This window comes from Streptomyces sp. NPDC019396 (assembly GCF_040632375.1).
Taxonomy (GTDB): Bacteria; Actinomycetota; Actinomycetes; order Streptomycetales; family Streptomycetaceae; genus Streptomyces.
In genome coordinates, this window is record NZ_JBEYBS010000026.1 from 46207 (window position 1) to 60053 (window position 13847).

General features: G+C 70.0%; 12 protein-coding genes. 4 read left to right on the plus strand and 8 right to left on the minus strand.

The window, feature by feature from the left end; genetic code table 11:
• The first annotated feature begins 377 nt into the window (after nt 1-377).
• Nucleotides 378-1079, plus strand: coding sequence for a bifunctional DNA primase/polymerase (locus ABZ532_RS25990; protein WP_361288448.1), 702 nt, complete (start codon nt 378-380; stop codon nt 1077-1079).
• Between the two features lie 290 nt (nt 1080-1369).
• Here ABZ532_RS25990 and ftsY read toward each other — a convergent pair whose 3' ends face one another.
• The gene (gene ftsY, locus ABZ532_RS25995; protein ID WP_361288451.1) at nt 1370-2590 is read right to left on the minus strand and encodes a signal recognition particle-docking protein FtsY; all 1221 of its coding nucleotides are present in this window, start codon (nt 2588-2590) and stop codon (nt 1370-1372) included.
• 141 nt (nt 2591-2731) lie between these two features.
• Here ftsY and ABZ532_RS26000 point away from each other — a divergent pair, with 141 nt between their 5' ends.
• Nucleotides 2732-3703, plus strand: coding sequence for an LLM class flavin-dependent oxidoreductase (locus ABZ532_RS26000; RefSeq protein ID WP_361288454.1), 972 nt, complete (start codon nt 2732-2734; stop codon nt 3701-3703).
• Between the two features lie 41 nt (nt 3704-3744).
• Here ABZ532_RS26000 and ABZ532_RS26005 read toward each other — a convergent pair whose 3' ends face one another.
• The 4 genes from ABZ532_RS26005 to ABZ532_RS26020 all read right to left on the minus strand — a co-directional run bounded on the left by ABZ532_RS26005 (nt 3745) and on the right by ABZ532_RS26020 (nt 10292).
• Nucleotides 3745-5172 (minus strand): sugar porter family MFS transporter, encoded by a 1428-nt coding sequence (locus ABZ532_RS26005; protein ID WP_361288457.1) that lies wholly within the window; start codon nt 5170-5172, stop codon nt 3745-3747.
• 258 nt (nt 5173-5430) lie between these two features.
• Entirely contained in the window at nt 5431-9180 is a 3750-nt protein-coding gene (locus ABZ532_RS26010) for an AAA family ATPase (protein WP_361288460.1), read from the minus strand.
• Nucleotides 9181-9399: 219 nt separating this feature from the next.
• Nucleotides 9400-9615: a hypothetical protein gene (locus ABZ532_RS26015; RefSeq protein WP_361288463.1), complete on the minus strand. Its 216-nt coding sequence runs from the start codon at nt 9613-9615 to the stop codon at nt 9400-9402.
• 395 nt (nt 9616-10010) lie between these two features.
• Nucleotides 10011-10292, minus strand: a complete 282-nt coding sequence (locus ABZ532_RS26020; RefSeq protein ID WP_361288466.1) for an acylphosphatase — start codon at nt 10290-10292, stop codon at nt 10011-10013.
• Between the two features lie 126 nt (nt 10293-10418).
• Between ABZ532_RS26020 and ABZ532_RS26025 the strand changes: the two genes are divergently transcribed.
• The gene (locus ABZ532_RS26025; protein ID WP_361288469.1) at nt 10419-11363 is read left to right on the plus strand and encodes a CAP domain-containing protein; all 945 of its coding nucleotides are present in this window, start codon (nt 10419-10421) and stop codon (nt 11361-11363) included.
• Between the two features lie 89 nt (nt 11364-11452).
• Nucleotides 11453-11842: a helix-turn-helix domain-containing protein gene (locus tag ABZ532_RS26030; RefSeq protein WP_361288472.1), complete on the plus strand. Its 390-nt coding sequence runs from the start codon at nt 11453-11455 to the stop codon at nt 11840-11842.
• On the opposite strand, the gene mutM is transcribed toward ABZ532_RS26030, so the two are convergent.
• From mutM to rpmF, 3 genes are all read right to left on the minus strand, one after another.
• On the minus strand, nt 11815-12675 hold the full coding sequence (gene mutM, locus ABZ532_RS26035; RefSeq protein ID WP_361288475.1) for a bifunctional DNA-formamidopyrimidine glycosylase/DNA-(apurinic or apyrimidinic site) lyase: 861 nt from the start codon (nt 12673-12675) through the stop codon (nt 11815-11817). The two genes, ABZ532_RS26030 and mutM, sit on opposite strands and share 28 nt — an antisense overlap.
• A gap of 157 nt (nt 12676-12832) precedes the next feature.
• A complete protein-coding gene (rnc, locus tag ABZ532_RS26040; protein WP_361288478.1) occupies nt 12833-13654 on the minus strand; it encodes a ribonuclease III in 822 nt (273 codons plus the stop codon).
• 19 nt (nt 13655-13673) lie between these two features.
• Complete coding sequence (gene rpmF / locus ABZ532_RS26045; protein ID WP_003965982.1) at nt 13674-13847, minus strand: 50S ribosomal protein L32; 174 nt, start codon at nt 13845-13847, stop codon at nt 13674-13676.

Consider the following 13847-nt stretch of genomic DNA (forward strand, 5'->3'; position numbering starts at 1 on the left):
CTCTTCGAACGCGAATCCGGGACGAAAAACCGACCTGCCTCCGGCATACCCGCATGGAAGGCGACCGCCCCGGGTTCATGTACTGAAAGTAATCCTACGATCACTGGCTCGGCCATGGCGTTCTCAGAAACGCCACCATTCGCCACCCCTGCGAATGAACCCGCCTGCGGCCAGGCGCGATTCACTTGACATGCGACAACATGCGACAACGGAGCAGTGGGCGGAGCGTTGCGCGCCAGGGCGCACGGAACGGGGCGCACCACCCCCCGCGCCACGAGACGCCTTTGAATCCGGCCGGGACGGCCCGACCTGCGACTCTGCGTCACCAGAACGCTCCACGTCGTAACCACCGACGCGTTCGACCCGTTGGAGGGGGCATGGGCTTCACGATCGGCGGCAGCCGGGTGGTCAGGGAGATCCGGCCCGGGGGTCCCCCCGGCCGAAAGCCGGGCGGCGCTTGGCGCCGCGGGCGGACGACCGAGTGCACGGCGGTGGCCGAGTACACCGGGCTGTGGGGCTGGGACGTGGTCCCGGGCGCGCGGGCATCGGCGGGGCACTGCTCCTGCGGCGAGGCGTCGTGCGCGGCTCCCGGGGCACATCCCCTGGCGTTCGCTCCGGAGGTCCGGGCGGGAGCCACGCTCGACGATGTCACGAGGGCATGGGCCGAGGTGCCCGGAGCGTCGGTGCTGCTGCCGGTGGGACGGGCCTTCGACGTGCTGGATGTCGCGCTCACCGCGGGCCGGCACGCGCTGGTGCGCCTTGAGCGGATGGGTCTCCCCCTCGGGCCGGTGTGCGCGACCCCGACCGGTCGCGCACAGTTCTTCGTGGCCCCGGGTGCGGCGTCCGAACTTCCCGGCCTGCTCTACCGCATGGGCTGGGACGACGCGGACCTCGATCTGCACTGCCTGAGCACCGGCTGCTTCATCACGGCCCCGCCCTCGGACCACGGAGGCCTCGGGCCGGTGCACTGGCTCCGGCCGCCGTCCCTGAACATCACCGCCGCCGCGACCGCCCCGCCCGAGGCCCGGCTCCTGCTGGGCACCCTGGCCTACGTCTGCCACCGCTCAGCGGTCGTATAGCCCGACGACCTGCCGGACAGGACGACGGCCCCGCGTCCGCAGAGGGGGGACGGGCCGTGACGATTCGACCAGCTCCGGCTCGGCGGCGTCCCAAGAGAGGGCGGGGATCGGCGCGAGCATCCGCGATGCCGCCGTCCGGTCTCGGTCAGGGGTGCATTACGGTGGGGCACGAGGGCCTTTCGGTCGGTGTAGACGTCGCAATCCACACCGAACCCGGAAGGCCCTCACCTGTTCAAGACTCCTCAGCCGAGACCTGGCTCACCCGTCCACAACCTCCCAGGACAGAACACCTAGTCCCCGATCAGCGCGTCGACGAACGCCTCCGGCTCGAACGGAGCCAGGTCGTCAGGGCCTTCGCCCAGTCCGATGAGCTTGACCGGTACGCCCAGGTCACGCTGGACCGCGACGACGATGCCGCCCTTGGCGGTGCCGTCCAGCTTGGTGAGCACGATGCCGGTGATGTCGACCACCTCGGCGAAGACGCGGGCCTGCACCAGTCCGTTCTGCCCGGTGGTCGCGTCGAGCACGAGCAGCACCTCGTCGAGCGGGGCGTGCTTCTCCACGACACGCTTGACCTTGCCGAGCTCGTCCATGAGCCCGGTCTTGGTGTGGAGGCGCCCGGCCGTGTCGATCAGCACGACGTCCGCGCCCTCGGCGATGCCCTCCTTGACGGCGTCGTAGGCGATCGACGCCGGGTCACCGCCCTCCGGCCCGCGCACGGTGCGGGCGCCGACCCGCTCGCCCCAGGTCTGGAGCTGGTCGGCAGCCGCCGCACGGAAGGTGTCGGCAGCGCCGAGCACGACGGACCGGCCGTCGGCCACCAGGACACGCGCCAGCTTGCCCGTGGTGGTGGTCTTGCCGGTGCCGTTGACACCGACGACCATCACGATGCCGGGGGTCTCCAGGCCGCTCTCGGTCCTCACCGAGCGTTCGGCGTCCGTGCCCACCAGGCGCAGCAGCTCCTCGCGGAGCAGTGCGCGCAGGTCGTCGGGGGTACGCGTGCCCAGGACCTTCACCCGCTCACGCAGGTGCTCGACCAGCTCCTGCGTCGGCGCGACACCGACGTCGGCCCGCAGGAGGGTGTCCTCGATCTCCTCCCACGTCTCCTCATCGAGGTGCTCGCGCGACAGCAGGGTCAGCAGCCCCTTGCCGAGCGCGTTCTGCGAGCGGGCCAGCCGGGCCCTCAGGCGTACGAGCCGGCCGGCCGCCGGCTCGGGGACCTCGACCTCCAGAACGGCCGGTGCTTCCGGCTCCGCCTCTTCGACGGGAGCCTCGGCGGCTGGAGCCTGGGTTTCGGGGAGTACGACCTCCTCGACGGTGCGGCGGGGTTCCTCCCGAGGTGTCTCCGCCTCCTCGCCGACATGCGGCTCGGCTGGCGGAGCGGTGATGGTCGGCGTGTCCGACGGCGCCGATGGCGGCAGCTGCTTCTTCCTGCGGCTGCTGACCACGAGCCCGCTGATCAGGCCGACGGCGACCAGAGCGATGACTACAGCAAGGATGACGATTTCCATAACCCGTCCAGTATCGGCCACGGTCCGCACGATCAGCGCTCTCGGAGGATCGCACGAGCCTCGCGTCGTAGCGGAAGACTACGCGCGCGGGCCGTCGTCCACGGTGTTCTCATCTGACTGAGCGTCAGCTAGCGTCTCGGCATGGCCTTCACCGTCATACGGTTCAACCTCGTCGACCCAGCGGCGACTCCCGAGCCCCTCGCCGCCCGCTACCGCGCGGCGCTGGAGATGGCCGCGTACGCCGATGACCGCGGCGTTGACACCGTCCAGACCGAGGAGCACCACGGGGTGGCCGACAACTGGCTGCCGTCCCCCTTCACCTTCGCGGGCGCGGTGTTCGGCGCCACGCGGCGGATCGCGGTCACCGTGTCCGCGGTCATCGGCCCGCTGCACGACCCGCTGCGGCTGGCCGAGGACATCGCCGTACTGGACCTGGTCAGCCGGGGACGACTGGTCACGGTCGCAGGAATCGGCTACCGGCCCGAGGAGTACGCGGCCCACGGCGTCGACTGGGAGCGCCGGGGCGCCCTCCAGGACGAGCTCCTGGACACCCTGCTCGCGGCGTGGACCGGGGAGGAGTTCGAGTACCGGGGCCGGACCGTGCGGGTCACTCCGCGGCCGTACACCCAGCCGCACCCGATGCTGCTGGTGGGCGGATCGTCCAGGCCGGCGGCCCGGCGCGCCGCGCGGCTCGGGCTGCCCTTCTTCCCGAGCGCGCATCTGCCCGACCTTGAGGCGTACTACCACCGGCTGCGCGAGGAGTACGGCACGGACGGCTTCTGCATGATGCCTGCGGAGCGGACCGCGCTGCTGCATCTGTCCGAGGACCCGGACGAGACATGGGCACGCCACGGGGAGCACTTCCTGCACGAGGCACGGACCTACGCGTCCTGGCAGTCCCGGGACATCCGCTCCGCGGTGCGCTCGGCCGCGACGACCGTGGACGGGCTGCGGGAGGAGGGGGTTTACAGGGTGGTGACGCCCGAGGAGTGCCTGGCGACGAGCGCCGACAGCCTGGTGCTGCATCCGCTGTGCGGAGGCATGCCGGTGGACGAGGGCTGGCGCAGCGTGCAGCTGTTCTGCGAACAGGTACTGCCCCGGCTCAAGGGCTGAGCCGGGGCAGTACCGCGTTCCGAGGAGAGGGGCAGCGGGGATTAGCCCATCTCCTCCAACGCCTTGCCCTTCGTCTCCGGCACCCACTTCAGGATGAACGGGATCGAGAGCAGAGCGAAGAATGTGTAGATCATGTAGGCGCCCGAGAGGTTCCAGTCCGAGAGGGTCGGGAAGGTCACGGTGATCAGCCAGTTGGCGATCCACTGGGCCGATGCGGCGACGCCCAGCGCCGCGGCGCGGATCCGGCCCGGGAACATCTCACCCAGCAGCACCCACACCACCACGCCCCAGGAGAGGGCGAAGAACAGGACGAAGAAGTTGGCGGCGATCAGCGCGACCGTGCCCTGGAGGCTGGGCAGCGAGACGGCGTCGCCGACCCCGGACTTGTACGAGAAGGCCCAGGCGGCGCACCCGAGCGAGACCGCCATACCGACGGAGCCGATGAGCGCGAGCGGCTTGCGGCCGATCCTGTCGACGAAGATCATCGCGATCACGGTGCCGATGATGTTCACGATGGACGTCTCGAAGGAGTAGAGGAACGAGCTCTCCGGGTTGATACCGACGGACTGCCACAGCGAGGAGCTGTAGTAGAAGATCACGTTGATACCGACGAGCTGCTGGAAGACGGACAGGCCGATGCCGATCCAGACGATCGGCAGGAAGCCGAAGCGTCCACCGAGCAGGTCCTTGAACGTCGGCTTGTGCTCGTGCCGCATGTTCTGCTCGATCTCGGCGACCCGTACGTCGAGATCCACGCCCTTGCCCTCGACGTCGAGGAGGACCTCGCGGGCCTTTTCCTTGCGGCCGACCGAGATCAGGAAGCGCGGCGACTCGGGGATGACGAGCGACAGCAGGCCGTAGAGCACCGACGGGACCACCATCACGCCGAGCATCCACTGCCAGGCCTCGAGTCCGGCGATCTCGCCGCGCTGCTTGCCGTCGGCGAAGCTCAGGATGGCCCAGTTGACCAGCTGTGAGATGGCGATGCCGATGACGATCGCGGCCTGCTGGAACGAGGCGAGCCGGCCGCGGTAGGCGGGCGGGGAGACCTCGGCGATGTAGGCGGGGCCGATGACCGACGCCATGCCGATGGCGACACCGCCGAGCACACGCCACATGGCAAGGTCCCAGAGGGCGAACGGCAGGGCCGAACCGACCGCGCTGATGGTGAACAGGGTCGCGGCGATCTGCATGACCCGGATACGGCCGATGCGGTCGGCGATACGGCCGGCGGTCGCGGCGCCGATGGCACAGCCGATCAGCGCGGCGGCGATGACCTGGGCGAGGACCTCGGAGCCGACATCGAAGCGGTCCCGGATGGCTACGACGGCGCCATTGATCACCGAGCTGTCGTAGCCGAAGAGGAAGCCCCCCATGGCGGCCGCAGCCGCGATGAAGATGACATGGCCGAGATGCTCAGGCCGGGCCTTACGACCTTCGGGCGGCTGCGCCTGCGATGTGCTGGTCACATGAACTCCTGGGGCCGCCCAGCGGCGTCGCCGGGCGTGGGGGGACGAGCACTTCAAGTGGCGCACAAGTTCACATCGCCCACCACTTGAAGGTAAAAGCAACGTTGCAGAGACTATGCGTTCAAGTTTCGAAGTCAAGAGCATCGACTGAATCCACCTAATCGGCAGATCGGACATTGTGGCTTCAAGTTTTGAAGGTTGTGTGAAGCGCAGGTGACCGTGAACGAGCCGGGCAGGGGTCCTGCGCCGGACAGCGGCCTAGCGCAGGCGCTGGCTGATGACCTTGGAGACGCCGTCGCCCTGCATGGACACGCCGTACAGCGCGTCCGCGACCTCCATCGTGCGCTTCTGGTGGGTGATGACGATCAGCTGGGAGCTCTCCTGGAGCTCCTGCATGATGCGGATGAGCCGCTGGAGATTGGTGTCGTCCAGGGCCGCCTCGACCTCGTCCATCACATAGAACGGGCTCGGCCTGGCCTTGAAGATGGACACCAGCATCGCCACCGCCGTCAGGGAACGCTCGCCGCCTGAGAGCAGCGACAGCCGCTTGACCTTCTTGCCCGGCGGACGGGCCTCCACATCGACGCCGGTGGTCAGCATGTTCTCCGGGTTGGTCAGGACGAGCCGCCCCTCACCGCCCGGAAAGAGCCGCGAGAACACACCTTCGAACTCACGCGCGGTATCCCGGTACGCCTCTGTGAACACCTGCTCGACCCGCTCGTCGACCTCCTTCACGAGCTGAAGGAGCTCGGCACGGGTCTTCTTCAGGTCTTCGAGCTGCTCGGACAGGAACTTGTGGCGTTCCTCCAGGGCCGCGAACTCCTCAAGGGCGAGCGGGTTCACCTTTCCGAGCTGCTGGTACGCCCGTTCGGCTGACTTGAGCCGCTTCTCCTGCTCCGCGCGGGCGAACGGCCTCGGCTGGTTGCGCGGATGCTCCGGGTCGTCCGGGAGCTCCTCGCCTTCCGCGGGCGGGGACGGGGGCACGAGCTGGTCGGGCCCGTACTCCGCGACCAGGCCGGCGGGCTCGACACCGAGCTCGTCCAGGGCCTTGGCCTCGAGCTGCTCGATGCGCAGCCGCTTCTCGGCTCCGAGCACCTCTCCGCGGTGCACGGAGTCGGTGAGCTTGTCGAGCTCGCCCTTGAGCTCCCGGCCCTCAGCGCGGGCGCTCGTCAGCTCCTGCTCGCGGGCGGACTTGGCGGCCTCGGCCGCCGCCCGCTCCTGCTCGGCGCGTACGACGGACACCTCCACGTGGGCGAGCAGCTGCCTGGCACCACGGGAGACGGCCTCGGCGACGGCCGCCTCATGACGGAGCCTCGCTCGGCGCTGGTCGGCGCGGGCCCGCGCCTCACGTTCGGCACGGGCCGCGCGGTCGAGCGAATCGGCGCGGCCCGCGAGGCCTTTCACCCGCTCCTCGTGGGTACGGGCCTGGAGACGGGCCTCCATCTCGGTCTGGCGGGCGTTCGCGCCGTCCGCCGCCAGCCGGTCCCGTACCGAGGTGTCGGGCTCCTCGTCCGCTCCCTCCCCGAAGGGGGCACTCTCCTCGGCCACCGCCAGCCGCTCGGCCAGCTCCTCCGCCTCGTACAGCGCCTTCTCCAGCGCCTCTTCGGCGCGGGCCGCCGCTGCGGCCGAGCGCTCGGCCTCGCCCGCAGCGCCCCGGGCCTGGCCGGCGAGCCGCCCCAACTGCTGGGCGACGCCCGACTTCTCCTTCTCGGCCGCACGCCGCCGCTCCCCGAGTTCCTCGACCCGCTGGGTGCACTCCTTGCGCCGCTCCGCCGCTTCCTGCTGCTGCCCTGCCAGCTCGTCGCACCGTACGGCGAGTTCCTCAAGCCCGGCCGCGGCCTCGTCCACGGCTGCCTGGACCTCCAGCAGGCTCGGGGCCCCCGCGGAGCCACCGTGCGCGAAGTGCACCCCGAGCACATCGCCTTCGGCGGTCACAGCGATCAGCCCGGGCCGGTTCCCGACCAGTTCCTCCGCCTCGTCCAGCGTGCCGACGACCACCATGTCCCGTACGAGCCGCTGAATGGCGGGCATCAGCGCCTGGGGCCCACGCAGCAGGTCGGCGATCCGCGGCGGGACTGGGCCCGTCGCCTGGGCCGGAACCAGCCCTTCGGCGTGCGGTACACCGCTCTCCGGGGTGCGGGGCGCCACCAGTCCCTCCACGGATGTGTGCGGTCCTGCGTCCGCCACTCCGCCCGCCTGGCCGCCCGCCTCCGCCTGGCAGCGCACCTCCGCCGGACCGCCCGACGTACCGTGCACCGCGACGGCCTCCATGGCGGCCGGCCCCTGGGCCGGGACCGACAGCAGCAGGGCCGCCCGCCCCGCGTCCTGTTTGCGCAGCAGGCGAAGCGCTTCCGCGGCGCTCGCGGGATCCCGCACCGCGATGGCGTCGGCAGCCGCCCCGAGCGCCGCCGCGACCGGGACCTCGTACCCCGGAGTGACCGTGAGGAGCTCCGCGGCGGGTCCGAGCAGCCCGGTGAGACTGTCCCTGGCCGAAAGCAGTGCGCCCGTGCCGTCCTTGCGGCGCAGGCCCTGGGCCAGCGCCTCGTGGCGGGCGGCCAGGGCCGCGCGTCTGCGCTCGGCCGTCGTGGCGGCTTCGCGGGCCGCCGACAACGCCGTCTCGGCCTCCGCCAGTTCCCGTTTGGCGGCTTCGTGGGCATCGGCCAGGGCGGAGTCGTCCGCGTCCAGCCCGTCCACCTCGGCCTTGAGCTGCTCGTAGTCCTCCTGAGCAGCGGTCGCCCGCTCCCGCGCCTCGTCCCGGGCCACCGCCAGACGGTCGATCTCCGCCTGTGCGGACGCCGCGCGCGAACGGGCCGCGTTGACCTGGCCGTTCAACCGTGCCAGACCCTCGCGCCGGTCGGCGATCGCCCGCGCCACGTCCTTCAGTCTGCGTTCCTCGACGGCGAGTTCGCGCTCCAGTTCGGCACGGTGCGCGACGGTGTCGTCGAGCGCGCGTTCGGCCGCCTCCAACGCGGCCTCCAGCTCCGCCTCCTGCTCGCGGATCCGGGCAGCCTCGCGCTCCATGTCCTCGGGGTCCCGGCCGCGGCGTTCCTCATCGGGTGCCGAGGTGGCGCTCTTCACCCGGGCGTCCGCCAGCGACACGGTGCCCCGCACCCGCTCCGCGAGCTGCGAGAGCTCGTACCAGGTCTGCTGGGCACTCTGGAGGCGCGGTGTCAGGCGCCGCACCTCGTCCTCGAGCTCCGCCTCGCGGGTCTGCGCGGCCTTCAGCTCCCGGTCCGCGGACTCCCTGCGCTGTTTGAGCGCGGCCTCGTCGGCGACCTCGGACTTCAGCGCCTCGCGCATCCGTACGAGGTCGTCGGCGAGCAGCCGCAGCCGGGCATCGCGCAGATCGGCCTGGATGACGGCGGCCCGCCGCGCGACCGCCGCCTGCCGTCCGAGTGGCTTGAGCTGGCGCCGCAGCTCGTCGGTCAGATCCTGTACGCGCGCGAGGTTGGCCTGCATCGCGTCCAGCTTGCGCAGCGCCTTTTCCTTGCGCTTGCGGTGCTTCAGGACACCGGCGGCCTCCTCGATGAACGCACGCCGCCCCATCGGATCGGCGTGCAGTACGGAATCGAGCTGGCCCTGGCCGACGATGACATGCATCTCGCGTCCGATACCGGAGTCCGAGAGCAGTTCCTGGATGTCGAGCAGCCGGCAGGTATCCCCGTTGATCTGGTATTCACTGCCTCCATTGCGGAACATGATCCGCGTAATGGTGACCTCGGCGTATTCGATCGGCAGCGCGCCGTCGGAGTTGTCGATCGTCAGCGAGACCTCGGCCCGGCCGAGCGGCGGGCGCCCGGTGGTCCCGGCGAAGATGACGTCCTCCATCTTGCCGCCGCGCAGCGATTTCGCACCCTGCTCACCCATGACCCAGGACAGCGCGTCCACCACATTCGACTTGCCTGAGCCATTCGGACCCACGACACACGTGATGCCCGGCTCGAAACGCAGCGTCGTGGCGGACGCGAAGGATTTGAACCCGCGGAGGGTCAGGGCCTTGAGGTGCACGCCCGCGGACTCTACCTCGCGGTCGCGGTTTCACCTATGAAGGGGCAGGGCAGATCAGACGGTAAAGCACGGTGAAACGCAAACCAACAGCCGTTCGACACACGGCCGAAGGGGGCCTCGAGAAGAGGGACCGGCGAGGCAAAAAAGAAGGGACGCCGAAGCGTCCCTTGCATACCTACCAGCGAGAGTTTCTCACCTGACCTCGACGGGGGGTTGACATCAGGTGAGCGCCGGCTCGCCCTTGGGTACGTCGATGTCGATGCCTTCAAGCAGCGACTCGCCATGGTGCTGTGCGGCGGCACTCAGCGCGTCGTTCTCGGTCTGGATCCGTACGAGCTCGGATTCCAGATCCTGGACGCGCTGCTGAAGCCGTCGCATCTCGGCGAGAAGTCGCGGGTCGGAACCGCCGACGTAACCGAGAAGCGCCTTTGCCATGATGGATGGTCCTCCACACTGAGTGACCGACCGATGCGGTGTGGGTCGTGAGGGATTTTCGCACCCGCGGTGCTTGGCAGCGCTTGTCATGACTGCGGTTCGTACTGCCAAACAGCTAAGGTGCGCGGGGCTTCCAGCGTCTCACCAAAAAGTTTGACGGTCAACACGATCACGCCCCGTATCGGCGGACATCCCGGGGGCAGGCGGGCGCCGACATCGCGACCGCGGCTCTCCAGCGGGGCCCAGGGGGCGAGGAGATCATCCTTACTGCGGAAGACTGGCACGCAGAGGCCGTTCTTGGCAACCACCAGGCCGTTTCCATCGAACGCATGTGCCGTCGGCATCGCTATGAACACACCGCGCGGCCGTGCGCCCGCCCCTTCCCCGCCCCTTCGTCAGCGGATCGCGAATCCCTCGTAACCACCGCGCGGAAGTCCCCAGATCTCGGTCACGCCATCCACCTTCCCGGGCGTGTCGGACGAGCGGAGCCAGTCCAGAAGACGGTGGCAATTCTCACGTGGGCCCTCTGCCACCACCTGCACCCGACCGTCGTCGAGATTGAGCGCGAAACCCTCGAGAGCGCCGATCTCCATGGCGTTTTCCCTGGTGAACCAGCGAAAGCCCACCCGCTGCACCTGGCCGCGCACCCAGACGGTGAGGCGTGCGTGTTCATTCATGCCCCGGAAGCTAGCCGGTCAATGGCTTGTGCATCACATCGCCCACGTCCGTATTGCCGTACATTGCCACGCATTGACCTCACTCGTACGGGTGAAGTCACACTCGAGTACAGAAAGGGCGACCGGATGGGACGCCACCGCCGGAAGAACCGGGCTGCCGTGCCCGTGCGCACCGGGCTGCTCGCAGCCGTCGCCGCCGTGGCGGTGGCCACCGTGGCCGCGGCCACCGGTGTAGTGCCTGGAGGCAAGGAGTTCCTGCTGGGCGAGAACAGCTCCAGCAGTAGGCAGCTCCAGCTCCGGGAATCCGAGACCGGTCTGTCGGCGACCTATTCCAAGGCGTCGCCGGCGCCCGCAAAGCCGCAGCCGAAGGCCCCGGAGGCGGGGAAGCCCGCCGCACCCCGGAAGAGCACCGCACCGCAGGCGACCCCCCGGCCGACCGCACCGGCGAAGCCGGACGCGACAGCTAAGGCGGATGCGGCAGCGAAGCCGGAGCAGCCTCGGAAGGCGGTCCCGCAGCAGCGGGCCCCCCGGACAGCCGCCCCGCAGGAGTCCACCGCGCGGAAGTCAGCGCCGCAGCAGCACCCGAAGAAGGTGCCCAGCGCCCCGGCGCGCACCCTTGTCCCCGGCCCGGCGACGTCACCCGACTCGCCCGCGCCGGGGGTCTCGGCGGAGACGTCCGCGGCGGTCCCGGGCGAAGCTGCGGCCGAGGCCGAGGTCCTCACGCTCGTCAACGAGGAGCGCGCCAATGTGGGATGCAGCCCGCTGCGCGAGGACGGATCGCTCGACGCCCTGGCCGGCCGGTTCAGCGAGGACATGGCGGCACGCGGCTTCTTCGGCCATGTCGACCCCGATGGCAACGACCCCTGGAAGCGCGCGGCCCGGCTGGGCGTCGGCAACCTCGGTGCGGAGAACCTCGCCCGCGGACCCGGCGACGCCGAGACGGTGGTGCGCCACTGGATGAGCGACGACGTCCAGCGCGCGCACCTACTGAACTGCGACTACCGGACGACGGGTGTCGGGGTGTCCTTCGCGGACGGCGGCCCCTTGTGGACGCAGGACCTCGGCTTCTGACGCTTCCTCCGATTGCCGCTGTGCTCATCGCGGGCGCTGTCCCGCGGTGAGCACCTGCCTTCGGGAAGCGCAGGCGTAGGGTGAGTGGCGTGGCTGACGACCTTGCTGAGAATCTTGCTTTCGACGTGTTCAGTCGGCAGTGCCCGTCCCGCGGTGCGCTGGAGCACGTGACCGGGCGGTGGGGCGGCCTGGCCCTGGGCGCCCTCTACGAGTCGGGCTGCCGGTTCAACGAACTGCGCCGCCGCATCGACGGCGTCAGCGAGAAGATGCTCTCCCAGACCCTTCAGGCTCTGGAGCGTGACGGCCTGGTGCATCGGGAGGCGCAGCCGACCAATCCGCCGCGGGTCGACTACGCACTGACCCCGCTCGGCCGGCAGGTGGCCGAGCGCCTGGTCGGTCTGATGGAGTTCCTGGAAAGCCGGATGCCCGAGGTGCTCACGGCGCGCGAGTCCTACGACGAGACGCGCGGCGGGCGCTGACAGCGCGGGCAGAAGTAGCTGGAGCGGTTCATCCAGGGACGTCGGCGCATGGGGGTCCCGCAGCGGCGGCACGGCTCGCCCGCGCGGCCATAGGCGTCCAGAGAGCGGTCGAAGTACCCCGACTCACCGTTCACATTGACGTAGAGACTGTCGAAACTGGTGCCGCCGACGGCGAGCGCCGCGTTCATGACGTCCCGCACATGCCCGAGGAGTTCGAGGGCGCGGGGCCGGGTCAGGCTCATCGTCGGCCGGTCGTAGTGCAGCTTGGCGCGCCAGAGGGCCTCGTCGGCATAGATGTTGCCGACCCCGCTGATCAGTGACTGGTCGAGGAGGGCGCGCTTGACGGTGGTACGCCTGCGCCGCAGGGCGGTGACGAACACGGAGTCGTCGAACTCGCGGTCGAGCGGATCCCTGGCGATATGGGCGATGACATCCGGTAGCCCCTCGGGGCTGGTGTCGTGCAGCGAGAGACCGCCGAAGGTGCGCTGGTCGACGAAGCGGAGCTCGGTCCCGAGAGTGTCGTCGAAGCGGATGCGGATCCGCAGGTGCTTCTCCTCGGCCGCTGCCTCGGGCTGCACCAGCAGCTGCCCGCTCATCCCCAGATGTCCGAGCACCGCGGCGCCGCTGTCCTCCAGCGGGAGCCACAGGTACTTGCCACGCCGCCGGGCGGTACCGATCCGCTGCCCCTTGAGGCGGGCCGCGAAGTCCTCGGCTCCGCCGAAGTGGCGCCTGACGGCCCGGGGGTGACGCACCTCGACCTCGGACACGACCCGCCCGGAGACCCAGGTCTCCAGCCCACGCCGGACCACTTCGACCTCGGGCAGCTCGGGCACGGGGCGCTCCTCCACAGAGGTCTACGGATCTATGGGACGACGCCCGCAGCGTACCTCCGGCACGTACGGCGGGTTTCCCGGGCTCCCGCGACGGAGCCCGGGGTGAAAAACCGAAAGCCTCCGCCGCACCGAGGCGCGGCGGAGGCCGGAAACGGAATCAGGCCGTGGCCTGCTCCGAAGGGGCGCCGGCCCCTTCCGAGGCGGATTCATCGGAAGCCAGCTGCTCGGCAGCCGCCTTCTCCGCGGCGACACGCTCGTCCGCGGCAGCGCGGATCGCGCGCCACGCGGACTCGGCAGCCTGCTGTTCCGCTTCCTTCTTGCTGCGGCCGGTGCCGGTGCCGTACGAGACACCACCGACGCGGGCGGCAGCCGTGAAGGTCTTCTCGTGGTCCGGACCGGTCTCGGTGACCAGGTACTCGGGCACGCCAAGGCCCTCAGCGGCCGTCAGCTCCTGAAGGCTGGTCTTCCAGTCCAGTCCGGCACCGAGGCTGGAGGACTTCTCGATCAGCGGGTCGAAGAGCCGGTGAACCAGCTCGGAGGCCGCATCGAGGCCTTGGTCGAGATAGACCGCGCCGATCACGGCTTCAAGGGTGTCGGCGAGGATGGACGCCTTGTTCCGGCCGCCCGTGCCCTCTTCGCCCCGGCCGAGCCGGATGAAGGAGCCAAGGTCCAGGCCACGCCCGACCTCCGCCAACGCGCGCGAGTTGACCACCGCGGCCCGCAGCTTGGCCAGCTGGCCTTCGGGCAGATCCGGGTGGGTGCGGTAAAGCGTGTCCGTGACCACCAGTCCGAGCACCGAGTCCCCGAGGAACTCAAGCCGCTCGTTGGTGGGCAGACCGCCGTTCTCGTACGCGTATGAGCGGTGGGTCAGTGCACGCACCAGAAGGGCGGACTCGAGTGGATACCCGAGCCGCCCTTCCAGAAGCGTGTGGGGCGAGGCTGCGCTTGCGTTGTCTGCCTGCTTACTGGCGTCAGACATAGAGCCTCTCACCAGCCGCTCAGACCTCGAGGACCTGGCGCTTGTTGTAGGTGCCGCAGCTCGGGCACGCAATGTGCTGCAGCTTCGGCTCCTGGCAACGCTCGCACGAAACCAGGGTGGGGACCGCAGCCTTCCACTGCGACCGGCGGTGGCGCGTGTTGCTGCGCGACATCTTCCGCTTCGGAACAGCCAC

What these genes read in the sequence shown, in the direction of transcription:
- ABZ532_RS25990 (WP_361288448.1), top strand. Translation starts at nt 378, where the DNA reads ATGGGCTTCACGATCGGCGGCAGCCGGGTGGTCAGGGAGATCCGGCCC.
- ftsY (WP_361288451.1), bottom strand. Translation starts at nt 2,590, where the DNA reads ATGGAAATCGTCATCCTTGCTGTAGTCATCGCTCTGGTCGCCGTCGGC.
- ABZ532_RS26000 (WP_361288454.1), top strand. Translation starts at nt 2,732, where the DNA reads ATGGCCTTCACCGTCATACGGTTCAACCTCGTCGACCCAGCGGCGACT.
- ABZ532_RS26015 (WP_361288463.1), bottom strand. Translation starts at nt 9,615, where the DNA reads ATGGCAAAGGCGCTTCTCGGTTACGTCGGCGGTTCCGACCCGCGACTT.
- ABZ532_RS26020 (WP_361288466.1), bottom strand. Translation starts at nt 10,292, where the DNA reads ATGAATGAACACGCACGCCTCACCGTCTGGGTGCGCGGCCAGGTGCAG.
- ABZ532_RS26025 (WP_361288469.1), top strand. Translation starts at nt 10,419, where the DNA reads ATGGGACGCCACCGCCGGAAGAACCGGGCTGCCGTGCCCGTGCGCACC.
- rnc (WP_361288478.1), bottom strand. Translation starts at nt 13,654, where the DNA reads ATGTCTGACGCCAGTAAGCAGGCAGACAACGCAAGCGCAGCCTCGCCC.